19 protein-coding genes are annotated in these 16,105 nt (G+C 49.0%); 5 read left to right on the top strand and 14 right to left on the bottom strand.

Translation table 11 applies throughout. The features are described from left to right. Positions 1–106: 106 nt before the first annotated feature. From AX755_RS00870 to AX755_RS00850, 4 genes are all read right to left on the bottom strand, one after another. Positions 107–649 carry a plasmid pRiA4b ORF-3 family protein gene (locus tag AX755_RS00870; protein ID WP_021548888.1) on the bottom strand — a complete coding sequence of 181 codons (543 nt, stop codon included), beginning with the start codon at positions 647–649 and terminating at the stop codon, positions 107–109. A 375-nt stretch (positions 650–1,024) separates the two neighbouring features. Beyond that, positions 1,025–1,636 carry a hypothetical protein gene (locus AX755_RS00860; RefSeq protein ID WP_062856135.1) on the bottom strand — a complete coding sequence of 204 codons (612 nt, stop codon included), beginning with the start codon at positions 1,634–1,636 and terminating at the stop codon, positions 1,025–1,027. Positions 1,637–2,269: 633 nt separating this feature from the next. Continuing rightward, positions 2,270–2,581 carry an ANR family transcriptional regulator gene (locus AX755_RS00855; RefSeq protein WP_062856134.1) on the bottom strand — a complete coding sequence of 104 codons (312 nt, stop codon included), beginning with the start codon at positions 2,579–2,581 and terminating at the stop codon, positions 2,270–2,272. Between the two features lie 11 nt (positions 2,582–2,592). Next, complete coding sequence (locus AX755_RS00850) at positions 2,593–3,054, bottom strand: single-stranded DNA-binding protein (protein WP_062856133.1); 462 nt, start codon at positions 3,052–3,054, stop codon at positions 2,593–2,595. Positions 3,055–3,113: 59 nt separating this feature from the next. On the opposite strand from AX755_RS00850, the gene AX755_RS25250 reads away from it, so the two are divergent. Further along, positions 3,114–3,392 (top strand): hypothetical protein, encoded by a 279-nt coding sequence (locus AX755_RS25250; RefSeq protein WP_146095403.1) that lies wholly within the window; start codon positions 3,114–3,116, stop codon positions 3,390–3,392. A 50-nt stretch (positions 3,393–3,442) separates the two neighbouring features. Here the strand turns inward: AX755_RS25250 and AX755_RS00845 are convergent, their stop codons facing one another. The 10 genes from AX755_RS00845 to AX755_RS00800 all read right to left on the bottom strand — a co-directional run bounded on the left by AX755_RS00845 (position 3,443) and on the right by AX755_RS00800 (position 11,814). Then, positions 3,443–6,208: a TOPRIM and DUF927 domain-containing protein gene (locus AX755_RS00845; protein WP_062856132.1), complete on the bottom strand. Its 2,766-nt coding sequence runs from the start codon at positions 6,206–6,208 to the stop codon at positions 3,443–3,445. Positions 6,209–6,222: 14 nt separating this feature from the next. Beyond that, on the bottom strand, positions 6,223–6,849 hold the full coding sequence (locus tag AX755_RS00840; protein ID WP_062856131.1) for a hypothetical protein: 627 nt from the start codon (positions 6,847–6,849) through the stop codon (positions 6,223–6,225). Further along, on the bottom strand, positions 6,846–7,109 hold the full coding sequence (locus AX755_RS00835) for a hypothetical protein (protein ID WP_062856130.1): 264 nt from the start codon (positions 7,107–7,109) through the stop codon (positions 6,846–6,848). Before AX755_RS00835 ends, AX755_RS00840 begins: the two co-directional genes overlap by 4 nt. Beyond that, positions 7,106–7,654: a host cell division inhibitor Icd-like protein gene (locus tag AX755_RS24155; protein ID WP_331710269.1), complete on the bottom strand. Its 549-nt coding sequence runs from the start codon at positions 7,652–7,654 to the stop codon at positions 7,106–7,108. Before AX755_RS24155 ends, AX755_RS00835 begins: the two co-directional genes overlap by 4 nt. Before the next feature lie 268 nt (positions 7,655–7,922). Next, complete coding sequence (locus AX755_RS00825; protein WP_058685478.1) at positions 7,923–8,765, bottom strand: antA/AntB antirepressor family protein; 843 nt, start codon at positions 8,763–8,765, stop codon at positions 7,923–7,925. 13 nt (positions 8,766–8,778) lie between these two features. Then, complete coding sequence (locus AX755_RS00820) at positions 8,779–9,213, bottom strand: hypothetical protein (RefSeq protein WP_062856129.1); 435 nt, start codon at positions 9,211–9,213, stop codon at positions 8,779–8,781. Beyond that, entirely contained in the window at positions 9,213–9,410 is a 198-nt protein-coding gene (locus tag AX755_RS00815; RefSeq protein WP_048241341.1) for a helix-turn-helix transcriptional regulator, read from the bottom strand. Before AX755_RS00815 ends, AX755_RS00820 begins: the two co-directional genes overlap by 1 nt. 248 nt (positions 9,411–9,658) lie before the next feature. Further along, positions 9,659–10,117, bottom strand: coding sequence for a hypothetical protein (locus AX755_RS00810; RefSeq protein ID WP_062856128.1), 459 nt, complete (start codon positions 10,115–10,117; stop codon positions 9,659–9,661). 17 nt (positions 10,118–10,134) lie between these two features. Then, the gene (locus AX755_RS00805) at positions 10,135–10,455 is read right to left on the bottom strand and encodes a hypothetical protein (protein WP_062856127.1); all 321 of its coding nucleotides are present in this window, start codon (positions 10,453–10,455) and stop codon (positions 10,135–10,137) included. 144 nt (positions 10,456–10,599) lie between these two features. Then, on the bottom strand, positions 10,600–11,814 hold the full coding sequence (locus AX755_RS00800; RefSeq protein ID WP_062856126.1) for a tyrosine-type recombinase/integrase: 1,215 nt from the start codon (positions 11,812–11,814) through the stop codon (positions 10,600–10,602). A 321-nt stretch (positions 11,815–12,135) separates the two neighbouring features. Between AX755_RS00800 and AX755_RS00790 the strand changes: the two genes are divergently transcribed. The 4 genes from AX755_RS00790 to AX755_RS00785 all read left to right on the top strand — a co-directional run bounded on the left by AX755_RS00790 (position 12,136) and on the right by AX755_RS00785 (position 15,992). Next, positions 12,136–13,536 (top strand): tyrosine-type recombinase/integrase, encoded by a 1,401-nt coding sequence (locus AX755_RS00790; RefSeq protein ID WP_077781699.1) that lies wholly within the window; start codon positions 12,136–12,138, stop codon positions 13,534–13,536. Positions 13,537–13,643: 107 nt separating this feature from the next. Next, the gene (locus AX755_RS25245; protein ID WP_039026482.1) at positions 13,644–14,090 is read left to right on the top strand and encodes a hypothetical protein; all 447 of its coding nucleotides are present in this window, start codon (positions 13,644–13,646) and stop codon (positions 14,088–14,090) included. After that, entirely contained in the window at positions 14,087–14,326 is a 240-nt protein-coding gene (locus AX755_RS24150; protein ID WP_064753720.1) for a helix-turn-helix transcriptional regulator, read from the top strand. The genes AX755_RS25245 and AX755_RS24150 overlap by 4 nt, the downstream gene beginning before the upstream one ends. A 151-nt stretch (positions 14,327–14,477) precedes the next feature. Continuing rightward, on the top strand, positions 14,478–15,992 hold the full coding sequence (locus tag AX755_RS00785; protein ID WP_039026481.1) for a YfjI family protein: 1,515 nt from the start codon (positions 14,478–14,480) through the stop codon (positions 15,990–15,992). Positions 15,993–16,105 lie beyond the last annotated feature (113 nt).

Genomic DNA, 16,105 nt, shown 5'->3' with positions numbered 1-16,105 from the left:
TGGTGTTAGTGTTAGACATATATTCAAGCCTATCTCTTATCTGGAGATACAGCTACTGTCTGGTGTTTCAGGGGGCTACATCAAATATCAGGTGAATACATGCGGGTCAGTTAATAGCCTGCAATCTGTCGTTGATGCGGCTCAGGTCGTAAACCCGGCGTTCAATATCCAGCATCAGGAAATTGTGGATCTCGGCCTGCTCAGGATTATCAGACTCTCTGGCCTGTAATAGCAATTCATTGTAACCATGCAAGCCGCCTGAGTTTTCCGCCGGGGTGGTGCCTTTCCCACGCAGGCAGCTAATGGGCTGATTACTCGTATCGTGTGTTTGCTTCTCCAGCACAATGACGCAATCCCACCAGTCGCCAAAGTCATACGTGTAAACCAGCTTGTCACCATCATTCTGGAGCGCTGCCCATAGTGGTGTGATTGCCGCATTACCCATGCTTTCATCCTCACCCCATACGCGATACTCGCTACCGGGATCACCTTTACGCCCTTTCTCGAACATATACAGATGTTCGTCATTCCAGCCAAAAGCCAACTGGATCACCGCGTGAAGTTCACTAAAGGGGATTTGCTCTGGAACCAGCACACGCCGCCATATAGGTGGTTTGCTGTCTCGGATGGTTATCTTTAGCTGGTACATGCAAATCCTGAATAAATGCGAATCGGAAGGATAACGATACTGACGCACTCACAATTCTGTAAAGGTGAATAAAGGAAATTTGCTTAATACGCATAAGTTACATGCGGAATAATCCCGTATCTACCTGCGCGGCGCTGGCTTCCTCCACTGGTAGGCGGGTGATCGCATCATCTCCCCGAACCGTTTGCGCCGGGCTGTATCAGCTTCAATAATGCGCTCCATTTCCCGAACCTCTGCCGGGGTAAGCTGGCGGCCTTCATGCTCCAGTTTAGCGGCTGTCAGTGCTGCTATCTCCTGTGGTGTCACTATGGCAGCTCCTGCTATGGTGGGTAACTGGCTGATTTTACATAATTATGTCAGAAAACCAGAATATCGCTACAACTCCAGCCCTATAGCTCGCGCCGCTTTCCCCGCCTTACGCTCAATCACGCCCGTGATTCTATCTACTACCGGACTGAATGCCTGCCAGTAAGCCACCTCCATTGCTGACAACTCTGCCCGCTTCCTGTCAAACGTAGCCCAGCGCATCCCCTTTGGTTTTGGGAACATGCGAATATCATTAAACAGGTTGTTGGTAAGGTCATTGTTGCCCCATATCGCGTATCGCTGTTGGCGTATCTTCATGCGCATCCTGTCCAGTTTGTCGGCGCTCTGGCTTTTATAGTGAAGTTTCCAGCACGCCCGGCAGCCAATGTCTTTCTTGCCGATATACAGCTTCGCTACCCGTTTCACGCAATGGGGGCAAACGTACCATTCCCGCACGCCATACCCGGCCTGTGTGGTTGTGGTGCGAATCGCCCGCGTCACGCCGTTGATTGTCATGGCGTAGCTGTCGGCTTGCCGGAAGGTATACAACGTTCCGCTTTCGGTCTGGGTATAAAGCTGCGTACCCTGTTCAGCGTCCGCCAGCCTGCTACGCATGTTCGCAAGGAATGGCAAGCCTATACGGGGCAGGTCGGTGGTATAGCTGCGCGTTCTGTCTCTCACTGGCTGGCCTCCTGCGAATTACTGCGCATTAACTACGAACGGTGCGCAAAAATGAATACGAAATAATATGCGTATTTGACTGCGAATTGTGCACTATTTTGCGCACTGTATATCTATAAATCCAGTAATGGAGCGGGTTTCAGGATGGTTTGCGCATTGGTATCCGTTTCGTTTTGCGCAGATTTTTTGTGAACTGCGCAATTCGCAATTTACTGCGCAATATTCGGGTTTCGTATTTGGAGGATTTTTCACTTTGCGTACTGCTTTCGACTGTAGAAACCCAGCGATAATGCGGCTTACAGGCTGGTACGCAACTGCGAATCGGTTTCGTATCACGCAATTTTACGCACCTGTGAACACTGGCAGGAAATAAAGTTTCTCAACCACTCCCTGCGCAATTTACGACGCATTCGCAATGCCGCCGTTAGAATTCGTCAGATGGTACGCACGCTGAATGCGCAGTTTTGCTGCGTACCTGACTGCGTACTGCGAACCAATGGCGCGAACCAGAATATTTTTGACAACCTAAATCACGTTCTGGCTTCCAGCCCACGACTGGCGCGGGTTTAGCGCTACTAGGGTTTAAAATCTGTCAAGAACAGTCCAGAATTTACAGCCGTTCTGGTGCGAACCTTACTGCGAACTGTCGCTCCCGCTGGTGGTCTGTCGTTGCTTCTTACCGCCATTTAACCGGAAGGCGTTACCGTTCGGTTGCGCTATCCCCATGCGGTGTTGTGTCTCAGTGACTGCTTTATGCAGATCGCCGTAATCATCGGTTTTCACTGGCGGGCGCTTCACGTTCGTCAGACACATATCACGGCGCTGCTTTACCCATTCCCGATCATCGTCCTTAGCACAAAGCATCATGACTTCCTGCCAGCGTGTAGCTGCCCTGCGATACAGCCCCTTTGCCTCCAAAGCCCCGGCTTTGCTGTCGTTTACCATGCTTATATCCCTCAGAATGGATCTTCATCATCAAACGGCGGGCGCTGGTCAAAATCATCAGGGGTGTTATATAACTCCCATCCCGGCGCGGATTGTGTTGCGTGGCCTCTGCTGGCTCCGCTTGCTTTGACTGATTCGGCCCGCTTCCCGCCGGGGCGTACCGTTCTGGCGCTGATCACGCTGTCGGCTACTACCTGATAGCCTTGCTGTGTACCGCCATCCTTGCCCGCCCACTGATTGACCTGCATCGCTCCGGCAACACTGACTAAATCGCCTTTAACGTGTCCTGCCAGTGCGTCGGCCTGTTTGCCGAATGCCACCACGCCCAGCCAGAAAGTAACCTCTCCGCCCTCTGCTGCATGGCAGGGCAGTGCCACCGCCAACCGTCCCATCGCCATGCTTGTACCGTTTGCTGTGGTGCGGGTCTGCGGGTCTGCGACTAAACGCCCGTAGGCTGATATCTGTGCTGTCATTTTGCGAATACCTCGAATTATTAGTTTTGCTAATGAAGATTACCCGGCTCCGTCTTATTGTGGGACACCTTCGCCAGATTTTTTTGTATATAAACAAAAAAGTTGGTGGTTCAGGTGGTTCAGTGGTTCAGTATCCCTCTAGGTCGCGCCAGCTCTGGGTTTTGCTGAACCACCTTTTTAATTTATCTGGTGGTTCAGTCGCCCTGCTTGGTGGTTCACTTCCAGCCAGTGAAAATAATCCGTTTCTCTCTGGTGGTTCAAAATACCCGTTTGGTGGTTCAGTGGTGGTTCACTTTCTTACAAAAAAACATTATAAATCAATAATAATTACTTACTGAACCACCTGAACCACCTGAACTACCACAAAAAACCTCGCACGTGAAAAAGATTATTGCTCTGGCTGGCTTTCCTCCCCATCCGGCAGGAATTGCAAAACGTAAACGTTAATCTGCCTCCCCTGAATGCGCGGGCTTTTCCTCTGAAATTTTTTTCCGTCTGCCGAAGGGGTAAGCATCCCCGATTCTTTCAGGACGCGGGCCACCTGCTGCCTGTTAAACCCCTTAGCAATATCCTTATCGAAAGTGTCGGGGAACGTGTAAAACGTTATCGGTGAATCGTCATGATTTCCGCGCTGCCTGTATCCAGCCAGATTATGAATCGGCAGGCTGGCGGGGTCGTAAGGCAGCGGCGCGAATCGACTCAGCCCATAGGCATTTAAAAACGCCTCCGTCTGCTCGATGATCTGCTGGTGCTCTTTGTTCCCCGTGCCGAACTCTTTCAGCCATGCGTTGTAGCTTTGCTGTATCGCATCCCGACACGTTTGAGCATCCCAGCCAGTAACCACGCCACCCATCAGTAAAGCGGCCTCCAGAATGGCAAATCTTGCCCCTACACGGTGAACCTGTTCCCCATAGTCGGCAGGGATTAGACTGCGCCAGCGGGCCTCACACTCACGAACGGCATCAATCGCCTGTTGCTGGTGGTCTGAAAGCCATCTGATCCACTCCCTCCCGGCAGCGCCATGATGGTGCTGATAAGCATCTTTCAGCGCGTCGGCGTGTTCTTTCCCTGTCTGGTGTTCATGAAAGCGCACCGCCTTACTTAACGGGATATTCAGCAAGCGCACCAGTTGCCCCGCTTTTGTCTTGCGTCCTGCGGTGGCGATAAACGTTTCTAAATCCATTTCCCCGGTACTGATTGCCACGGTACGCCAGCGCTTTAGATCCCGGTTGCCGCCTTCCTTTGCTCCCTGCAATTTCCCCACGCCGTTAAAAAGAGCATAGGCAGACTGTGAAACGCTTATCGGGTCTGCGCCCTGTCCGACTTCATCCAGTGGCATCAGCCCGTCATTGTGGGCGGCGGCCTCGTTTATCAGCCCCAGCGCCGTCCCGTACCACGTCAGGCGCAAGGCATCAGGGTTGCCGTAAAGACTGCTCGCCACGTTCTGCGTGGTTGTTTTCCCGGCGCTCGATTGCTCATAAAAATGAATCCCGAATCCGTCACGATCTGCCACCCCGATTAATGGCGCTGCCAGTGCTGCGGCGATGCCTGTCATCATCGCGTAATTACCGTATGCCAGCCGCGCAACACTGTTACGCCAGCTTTCCGGCGTTCCTGCTACGGTATACCCGGCAGCGGCTGAACTGCGCCCGCTGAACAAAACAGGGCGCCCAGGTGTGCCGATAATTTCCCCGTCCGGCATGATGTATGCCCCGCACTGCCAGCCTGTAGCATGAGCAACGCGCCACAATTCACGCGAGCCGCTTCGCTGTAACCAGTCGGCAAGAATCGCCCGTAAGCTGTTTTTCGTTGTGACGTTGACGCCACCAGCTTTCAGGGTGCGCCAGCCTTCACGCTCGCCAATATCAGCCAGCGGGATAGCCGCTGTTGTCGGTATGCCTGCACCGAATGCCAGCCATGAGATAATAAGATACTGATCTTTGTCGTCGCGTCCCGTGCCGATAACCTCCAACGGTGAACATAACCAGCTTTCAGCGTTGATGATCTCCCCGCTTTCCTTGTCCACCTTCGGCGTTACCCAGAAAACGCCATCTTTGCGGCTCTCAATGTGGGGTTTTAGTGGGTCTTTCTCTGGATGGTCAGTTTTACCGCCCTCAATGGCCTGCAATCGTGGTTTCACGGCTTCCCCTTGAATCTGGTACATCGAATCGTTAAACGCAGCCGTAGCGACTTCCAGCCCGTTTTTCTGGTGGTGGTCGTTCCAGTCGGCTTTGTAGTCTGTCGGTGGCATTGATACCCAGCCAGCCACGGATAAGGCGGCTTTCTCTGCGGCCTCCCTGCCTGTATTGGCTTCTCCGTTTTGGTGGTGGTCGTTGTCTGCGGCGATAATAATTTGCGCCTTCGGGTGTTTACGGCGCATCACTTCGGCAACGGGTAGCAGGTTGCCCGCGTCAATTGCTGCCACTGCCAGCGCGTCCGGGCGCATCAGGTGAACTGAAAGGGCCGTCGCCAGCCCTTCGGCAATTAAAACGCTCTGCGGCGATTCTGGCGCGTTTACGGCGTGATATGCCCCGCGCTTTGCTGAACCTGTCAGGAGTCGCTTTTCTCCATGCGGTGTAATGGTCTGCGCTGCTGCCACTGCGCCGGACTCGTCCACCAGCTCCAGCAATAACGAACCATCGGGCATAAGCGGGTATTTAAACCCGGTCAGCCCTTTTGATTGCAGGTACTCAGATTCTCCCTGTATGGATCTCAGGCGCATTCCGGTATACAGACGGGCAAACGTAGCCCTTCGCTGCTCTGCGTCCTCTGCTGCCTGTTTCTGGCGCTCCTGCTCACGCTGCTGGCGGTCTGCGGCTAACTGCGTCTGTCTCTGGCTGGCAGCGTCTGGTGCTGATTCTGCGGCCCGGTAATCAATACCCAGCACATCGGCGGCAAGGTGCGCCGCCTCTGTGGTGTCGCAGTTGTTCACCCGTTTGATTAAGTCCAGCCCGTCGCCAGCGCCGCATTGGTTGCAGATAAAGCTACCGCGCCCGTTGTCGTCGAATCTGAAACGGTCTTTTCCACCACATGCAGGGCATGGGGAATGGCGGCGCGATGAATCAGGCACGTCGATAGACAGGCCAGCCAGTACATAAGGCCAGCGCCCTGCTGCGGCGCTGGTCACTTCGCGGATAAGGTCGATATTACGCATTCGTGTTACCTCCCTCAGTGCGCCGCTGGCATTTCAGGCAAGCCGTTTTCATTCAGATCGGCAATGAATCCATCGTGTAGCTCTGCCAGCGTCTGACGCCCGAACGGGGTCAACTCGCCGCGCTCCGTGTCGATCATGGCCTGATAAAAAACAATGGCGTTCGCTGTTCCCTGCTCAATGCCGTAGCGCTCAATCATTGCGCCCTCCATATTGTTAGCCATCGCCAGACGTTCCGCGAACGGGTAAACCACAATCCCCTCCGTGCCATTTGAATAAAACGTCACCAGCGACGATTTGCCGTCATCCTCCGTGATGGTTGTTGTGCCGTTTTCGCGCTTCATCTCAGAAATGAACGTCGCAGCAACCAGCCATCGCCACATGGTGACGTTATGCTGCGCGGTGAAGTCGAACCAGCCACGCGCCCCGCCATCAGCAACGGCAAAATGAATGGCGTATCCGATATCTGGCTTGTCGTCGTACTCTCCGGCGTCAAGGCCGTTCACGGCGCTCTCGTAGCTGATAAGAGCAACCTGCTCATATCCCCCGGCATCATTGCGGGTCATGATATTGACGCCGTGCGGTGTGGCTTCGGCGTGTAATAAGTCGGCATTTCCCGATTTAATGGTCGGTGCGTTGCTCATGCGCTGCCCTCCGCATCAATTCTGGCTATATCGACAATCGTCAGGACTTTACTCAACCAGCAATACACGATAGCGGCCTGTTCATCGTTTAGTTGAGTGGCTAAATCGGTCATAACGTGAGCCAGCCCATTACGGGCGCGGGTCATACGTTCTGCTGTTCGGTCTGCCAGCGTAAAATCATCCGGGTAAGCCTGCTCGCGGGATAACATCGCTTCGGCTTCAAGCTCGGACGGATGGCGGTATAAGGCGTTAATGTTCATGCTGCCACCTCCTGACGGATACGGCCTGCAAAGAAACAGACGTGATCCCGCGACAGCGTGCGGCGGGCTTCGCGCTCAGATTCAGCAGCGATATGATGGATTTTGGCGGTAATTGTCGGCATGTCGCGGCGAACGGCTGCGATTAACCAGATGAATTGCGGATTTTGGGTAGGGGTAGTAGCCAGCATAGCGGCAGCCTCCATTCGATTTGGGATTAACCCACCACCGAAGAGACCAATCTTGCTGGTGGTGGACTGCGCAGAGTTGGTCTTACCGGCTCGAATGGTCACCGGCGCTTCCGAAGAAGCCCCCACGCAGCCCACCATAATTTTGCGAGCGACACGGATAATACCCGTACCGCTGAAAAAGAGGTGTACTGAGCTAACGGCACAAAAAAAGACGCTAGGCGCGTCGTGTGTCGCCATTCGATTTACCGGGAGACCAATCCCGGCACCAGATTCTGCTGGTGCGCTATAACCATAAACCGGGTTGGCGATAGTCGGCAAGCCCTTTTTTATGGACTCCAGAAACTCACCTTCGCGCACGCGCGTACTTCTCCGAAAACTCACGCCAGTAGAATGATTTCCCCCTGGCGTAGTGATGTCAGAAAAACCTTCCTCGCGTGCGCGTACTGGTGCAAAAAGTCCCGTGCGCGTACTGGTCTCGAAACTCTCCTCGTCACCACGACGAGAAAATGAGGAGCTGGCATTAGCTGGCACTGTTATGCCAGCTTTACCCTCGTGCGTGTGCGCGATCCCGCGCAAGGTACACATCAGGCCAGCCAGGGGAAAGACTTTATTCTGGACGGCGGCATTAAGCATGATTAGCCCCCAGATGTTTAGCTAACCAGCGCTGAGAAAGGCGGATTAGCTCGGCTTTACGCTGGTCATATCCCATACCCATATCAATCAGCGTAATGTTGGTACTCTCCAGGTAGGTGAGGTGTTCCAGTTGCCCGGCGTTCATGCTGTCGCGTGGTTCGCCAGTAATGCTATTCGCCTGCGCCCACTGCTTCGCCGTCATGCCACCCAAAACAATGCGGGCGATCATATTACTCTCGTTGCTGTAGTGGCGAGCCTGCGTCTGTTTACCCTGTTCTGCGCGGGCGCTTTCCAGTGCTACGCACATCGGTTTAAACAGGCTGGCGGCACCGATACGGGCTTTGAGCTGGCGGCGATACTGAGCGGCAATCTCTGGCACGCTGCGCTGTAGGGCTTCTTCACACTGAATAAAGTAACGGCGAACGGCGCGACCTTGTTCGTTTCGCTCAACCATTGCCAGTTCTTTAGCCATTCCCAGAGAAAGGCCATAATCTTTACTGCGACGGTCGCCGCCACGCTTTGTCACCCATCCGGGGCTACCCTGTTCAAAATTTGAACTTTGATTCCTGAAATCTGAGGAATCAAAAACTACGTAATCAGCACTCAGGCTAAAGCCATATTCATCAATGCGTAGTTTGATCCAGGTTGAAAAGTCGTTACCTACTCCGAGCGCTTTATGCAGTGCCTTAGCGCTAACAATACTGGCCTCACGCCCGCCAATTTGACCGGAAATAACGGGAACAATCGCGGCAAAGTCATTATTGCTATGTTCGCCCTGGCAAGCATTGGATTGTGGGGCGGCCTCCGAATTGAATCGGCTTTTTTCGATAGTCATGTTTTCGGCTCCGTTATGCGGCGTTAAATGCGTCCGGGTAGAGGTTCAGAATGTCGGCAATATCCTGCTGAGATAACCCGTGATGTTCATTAATGGTGGCGTTATGGTTCACAAGTTGGATCACCTTGAGAACGTCGCCACGGCAGGAAAAGCGGTAGCGCAGGTGTGCGCCGATACCATCCGGGTTTTTCTCGTCGATACGCTCTAGTTGAATATCAAGCTGGCGCTCCAGTTCAGACGCATAATTACGCCCGGATGAAAGACGGCAGTAGCGCAGAATATCATTTTCTGTCCATCCCTCTACGCCAGTGCGCAGCATATAGACGCGGGCGCGGTGTTTCTTTGGGGTACGCTTAGGTACTTGTACCGGGCTGGTGGTCGGCGTAATATCAGACGTGCGAATATCTGAGTTAGCCGCCTGCTGTACGGGGCGGTTTTTCTTTTCCATTACGCCACCTCGCCACGCGACTCAGCGATGCGCTGATTAATCCACTCGTCAATTTCACTTTCAATAAAAGCGATAGAGCGGGAACCAATTTTAATTGCTGCGGGAAAGCGTTTCTCGCTCATAAGACGGTATAACCACGCCTTACTATAGCCAGTACGCTTTTGTACCTCGGCAAATCTAATTAATGACTGAGACATATTTACCTCGTAACGTCCATTGCGGTTTACGAGATTAATGATGGCATGAAAAAAGCTAAAAAAATCATACCCTCAGGCATGAGGGATTTTTCTTAGTTATAAACCCTAAGGGCTAAGGGTAATCGGCGAATCTATTTGTAATCGTACCCTCAGGGTAAGCCAGGTGCTGCCATGAGGGTACGGATAAAATTTCATTTTCACCCTGAGGGTAAGCATCATGCAGCATAATCCCTGAGGGTGTTAATTGCTTAACGTTTAATTGGGCAGGCGACCATTTCGATTGCTTTGGCCTGGACATTCGAAAAACCCTTATCCTCCAGGTCTTTCACAATCGCTGTTTGGTTGCCTCTTGTTTGCCTATCATTCTCAGGATCGTACTTTGCCCATTCTTGGTTCCGAATTTTAATCGCAAGGTATAGAGGGTCATCTTCCCGATACCTGTTAATTAAAATAGGGCGTTCATTTTCGAGCTTTCTAACCTGCTTTTTAAGTGTGTCAATTTCCATTTTCAGGATCTCAACATCAGCTTCACTAAGTGGTTTTTGCTCAACACCATTCAGTGGTGTGGGCTTAACCTCCTCAAGAGGAGTTGAAAGGTCAATTCCAAGCTTATCCGCTAACTGCTTCAACTCGGAGCGCCTAAAGCCATAAGTATCAAATGCTGGTGCTGACCAATGGTCTTTCACCGGCTGTCCCCATCCCGCCATAACATTAACCTCCAGATCTAGAATGGAATATCATCATCGAAGTCCATAGGAGGCTCAGATGGCGGAGTCACCTCAGGCATATGCCCTTCCTCATGAATAACTTTCAGGAGAGTTACCAATTCTGAATCCTGGTATCCACCATCGGTTCCTTCAATCGTGCTTGCAATACCTTGCTTCACCCACTCAGGGAGCGCTCTATCACTATTTTCAATGTAAAGAAAACTTGCGATATCGGATTCACTGACATGTGGTTGCTGTAGTCTGATACGAGTAATCAATTCTCTTAAACTGATAAACTCATTTTCTCGTGCTTTGAGCACTTCAGCGATATCTAACATAACGCCACCTCGCGCCCTCTGATTTTGGGGGCTATGTCAGCCCGCAGAGGTGTACGGGTTTTCGGGGATCAGCCTAGACATAGCCTATTCTTTGTTCGTCTACTGAAGTCTACCCGCATCAGCTATCACTGTCTATTCATCCAGTCATGAGGATTTACCAAAACGCCCATGAACCACGTTTTCATGGTGTTCCAGCGCATCCATATAGTCGGCATACCATTGAAGCATTTCCCGGCGGCCATCGAGATATTGAGCGTGGTTGTATGTGCCTCGAATAGAGTTTTTATCGACGTGGGCGAGCTGCGTTTCAATCCATGCGGTGTTATAGCCCTGTTCGTGGAGAATGGTACTCATGGTGTGGCGGAAACCGTGGCCTGTTACTCTCCCGGCATACCCGATGCGTTTAAAAACCTGGTTAATGCTGGCTTCACTCATGGTTTTACGCGGATCATTACGCCCAGGGAATATATAGGGATAGCGGCCTGTCATTTCCCGGATACGCATGATTATGGCTTGCGCCTGTAATGACAATGGCACTATGTGTGGGCGGCGCATCTTCATTCGTTCCGCCGGAATCTCCCAAACAGCAGCATCAACGTCGATTTCCTGCCATGTAGCTCCTCGGAGTTCACCTGTTCTTAAACCAGTGATGATCAGCAAACGCGCGGCCAATACCACCAGCTCACTACCTGAGTAACGTGATAGCGCCTCAAAAAATGCGGGAAGCTCAGGCGCATTCAGGAAAGGATAGTGGCTGGATTCATGCCCCTGCATAGCGCTGGTGAGATCTGGCGCTGGATTGTATTCAGCCCGGCCAGTAACAATGGCATAGCGAAAAACTTCACCGCAGCGCTGCCTAACCTTCTTAGCCTTCTCCGTTGCCCCTCTCCCCTCCATTCGGCGAAGCACATTAAGCAATTCTAGCGGTTTGATTTCCGAGATCGGTTTTTTACCAATGTACGGAAAAACATCCTTATTGAATGCTTCCATAATGTCCGAGGCGTACCCCTCAGACCATTTATAGAGCTTGCTGGAATGCCATTCGCAGGCTATTTCCTGAAATGTATTCCTGACATTTAACTCTCGGGATATCTTTTCTTCCCGCTTTGCTTCGCTAGGGTCGATGCCCCCGGCGATCCCCCTTTTTGCCTCATCACGTTTAGCCCGCGCATCTGCGAGGGTAACGTCTGGATATACCCCCAGAGCCAGCAGCTTTTCTTTGCCTGCTACACGATACTTAAGCCGCCAGTATCGTGCACCATTTGGGTTAACCAGAAGATAAAGCCCACCACCATCAGCAAGTTTATAGGGTTTATCTTTTGGTTTAGCGGTATCAACCTGGCGGGCGTTGAGCTTCATTGGGGGTATCTCCACAAGACCTAACAGCACATACCCCCGAATGTACCCCCAGAAGCATGTAGATTTTGGGGTATGTCGGTAGACGTAAAAATACTATCAGGAGCGACACAATGCAGAGTATAAGGGGTTTGAGTGAACTTTAGTAGACGTTAGAAGATGTTTGAATGGTGCCGATAATAGGAGTCGAACCTACGACCTTCGCATTACGAATGCGAAGTTATTATACTTTTACCCCTTTAAAAACCTACTCTTAAAACAATTATTTCATTATAAAACATTAACTTATAAAAAACACCTGTTGATAAAAATTGACAGGTGTTGATGTGTATTTCCCCAATTTACTTACACCAGCCGTTACATTATGGTGATGTAACCTTTCTCATCTGGAGACCAAAAATGGCACTTCCGAGACAAAAACTCACCTTCGAGCGCATTCGAAAATTTGCTTTAACTGAAGGTAAAAACCAAGCATTTCTTTGGGATGCGGATGTACCAACTCTGGCATGCCGGGCAACTCGCGGAACAAAAGCTTTTGTGTTCCAAAGCGTATATGCGGGAAAAACCCTTCGCATGACCATTGGCAACATTAACGATTGGAGGATTGATGATGCCAGGGCCGAAGCCAGGCGGCTGCAAACATTAATCGATACTGGGATAGATCCGCGTATAGCTAAAGCAGAAAAAATTGCTGAAGCGGAATCACAGCAGGCTGAATCTCGTAAAACGAAGGTAACCTTCTCAAGCGCTTGGGAAGATTATCTTCAAGAATTGAGAACCGGAATCAGCGCAAAAACTAAACGTCCTTACTCTGCACGTTATATTGCCGATCACGTGAACTTGTCCAGCCGTGGAGGCGAAAGTAAAAAAAGAGGCCGGGGCCCAACCTCGTCTGGACCATTGGCTAGCTTACTCGACCTACCGTTATCGGAACTAACACCAGAGAACATTGCCGTATGGCTAAGTACAGAGAGACAAAATCGGCCTACCGTCACTGCTCATGCCTACCGTCTGTTGCGTGCATTTATCAAATGGGCTAATTACCAGAAAAAATATCAGGGAATAATCCATGGCGATCTTGCACAAGATCATAACGTGAGAAAAATGGTTCCAGTATCAGCGAGTAAAGCGGGAGATTGCTTACAAAAAGAACAGTTAAAAAGCTGGTTCAGTGCCGTACGTAGCCTCAATAATCCCATTGCATCGGCCTATCTCCAGGTACTTTTGCTCACCGGTGCACGGCGTGAAGAAATTGCGTCACTTCGGTGGTCTGACGTAGATTTCAAATGGTCAAGCATGAGGATTAAAGACAAGATCGAAGGCGAACGTATCATCCCTCTCACTCCTTATGTTTCTGAGCTGTTAAGTGCACTAGTGCAATTCCCAAATTCTGACGTAAATAAGGAGTGTTGGGTTTTCAGAAGTAACAGCAAAAGTGGCAAAATTATTGAACCGCGTTCAGCACACAACAGAGCGTTAGCTCGAGCTGAGTTGCCACATATCAGCCTTCACGGCTTACGCCGTAGTTTTGGAACCCTGGCAGAATGGGTTGAAGTGCCAACAGGTATTGTTGCTCAAATTATGGGACACAAACCAAGTGCACTGGCGGAAAAACACTACCGCCGTCGTCCCTTAGATCTGTTGCGCAAATGGCATGAAAAAATTGAGACTTGGATCTTAGAACAAACCAAAACCAGTAAAAAAAAGAATGTTGAGTTGCGTTGATATTCAATATTATCAATAAGTTAAACGGAGTGTGGATATATTGACAGGAATACAAACTTAGATGAAAATCGACTCATAAACCTCAACCATAAAGGAGATGTATCAGAATGTTTGATTCAAAGACCAGCGCTTTAGACAATGACCAAGAGATTCTGGCGAACATGCTGGGATTAAATAATGCGGCTTTTGAAATCTATTACCATGCCCCATCAGCAGATGCAGGACCACTCGCTCAATGGTTTAAAAATCATTACAAGAAAGTTGCTCTTCATGCAATGAACCTTGCTATGAAACGGAAACACGTAAGAATTAAGTCACTTAGCATTGCATTTCAGAATGTAATTTTTCGGAGTGTGCCTCATACAGGCTCGGCTGCAAGGTCACGTCGCAGCACCACCAAATCAGTTAAAAATTCTTTGTCTTCTAGTTCTAGCGATGGAAGTGATCCCGAACCTGCTGAGGCTTTTGGTTCCATATTCCCTTCTTGTTTTTGTCATATAAATTTCCTCTTTAATTCATTTGCCAACAACTCTTTTACAGAGGTGGCAGCATGAATCAATCTAAAATGTTACACTCATTAGATCTAGATAATATTTCCTTGGTATCTACTACTGAGTTAGCTGATTTTCTAAAGCGCAAACCTCAAACGATAAGAATGTGGTTGCATGAAGATCGCCTTCCCTTCGGTCTAGTCAGACCAATCAAAATTAACAATAGAAATTATTGGTTTGAAGATGATGTTAAAAATTATCTAAAAACGTTAAAAACAGCCAACGTTAAATGTTTGTGAGATATTTATTCATCATTAAAAATGATTCTGGAAATATTTCTTAGTCCATCAACTTGGCTTTTCATTGGTAGGATGGCGGTCCACTTCTATAGATAAGTGGACTGCTTCAAAAACAGTATAATTTTTCTAAAAAAGAGGAGCTATACAATGCATGTCTAAGGAAAAAAAATCTAAGCAAAATAAAGAACTTTGTCTGGAGTTTCATACGCTGCCCACTTTTGCACAGCGATTGATAAGTTACATACATTACAAAACAGGAGCTCCCATTGAGCTTATTTTAATAGTATTACTTGGGGTAATGGCATTTTCCTGTCAGGATAAATTTGATGTTCAGCTTAAAAATGGGAGAACATTTACATCACTTTATCTCCTTTTATTAGCACGGTCAGGTAGCAGGAAGTCAACGGTATTCAAAGCACTGATGGAAACAATCCATCAAATGGAAAAGGGAATGAAGAATATCTTTCTGGAAAAGGAAAAAATTTATGAACTGAAAAAAGTATCTTGGGATACGGAATTAAAAGAACTTAAAAAGCAATTTAGCAAAGCTGTTCGCCAGAAGGTTGATGTAGCTGAAACACGCGAAGCACTGGAGGAATGTCAGAAAAGTGGACCGGTAGCACCGGTTAGAAAGTATCTTACTAAAAATGATTCAACAAGCGAGGGACTTAAAAAGACATTAGCTCTGGGATCTCCGTCCTTGATGCTCGGTTCTGATGAAGCCGGAGGGGTGTTTGACAGTAGCCTTTTTCGCGATATATCAGTTCTCAACTCTCTTTGGGGAGAAGGGAGAATTTCAGACAGCAGAGCATCTCGTGACAGCTACGATGTTGATGATGTCCGGCTGACCATATTGCTGTTACTGCAACCTGCAATATTTAACGATTTCCTAAGCAAGCAAGGAAAAAAATTAAGAAACTCAGGGTTCTTAGCCCGTTTATTATTAATTGATCTGGAGCAAGTACCTGAACCATGCGATATCCCTGATGTATGTTCATGGTCTGATGAACCAGGGCTTGATGGTTTTTTCTCTATTCTTGTTAAGCACTTGCAAGACGGCATACAGCGTAGAGAAAACAATGAAGAACGTATCTGTATTACTTTATCTGAAGAGGCGAAAGCATTATGGGAAACACAAAATAAGCGAATCAGGGAACTTATGCAATCAGGAGGTGAGTTGCATCACTATGATGATTTTGGTTCCAGAATAATGGAACAAGCTACGCGAATCGCAGCAGTAATGCAAATGTTTATTACACCCGACTCACCAATAATTACTAGGGATACTTTTCTGTCAGCAGCTAAAATAAGTGAATGGTGTATTACCCACTTAATTTTAAAAGTAGATTCTACCAGAAAACCTAGCGAGAAAGAAAAGTTGCTATTTTGGCTTGAGGAACATGTTATCAGTAATAAATCTTACGATTTTAGGAGGCACACTATTCGTAGAGATGGTCCATACTCTCTTAGAAACATAGAGCGTCTGATACCCGTTTTAAAGGAACTTGAGAAAGATGGCATAGTGCAGTTATTTAAAATGGACGGCGTTGACTATGTAAAATATATTGGTTCAGACGTGCATCCTTTTGATATGGCTAAAGCATCAAACATACCTTTAATTTCATCTGGATCTGTTGCTTTTAATAAACTACCAAAGAACGAATAACTTCAGAGTAGCTAAGTTTTTCTGGATAATATTTTTTTGTTCTAAAGCTCAATAATCCTGCGGCCTCAACTTAAATGACTAGGGAGGGCAACTCATGATTTTAAGGTGGTATA

It is taken from the genome of Enterobacter sp. SENG-6, from assembly GCF_001605945.1.
In the GTDB taxonomy this organism is placed as follows: Bacteria; Pseudomonadota; Gammaproteobacteria; order Enterobacterales; family Enterobacteriaceae; genus Enterobacter; species Enterobacter cloacae.
Note: the sequence above shows the minus strand (reverse complement) of the source record. Positions and strands in the feature narration are given on the sequence as shown.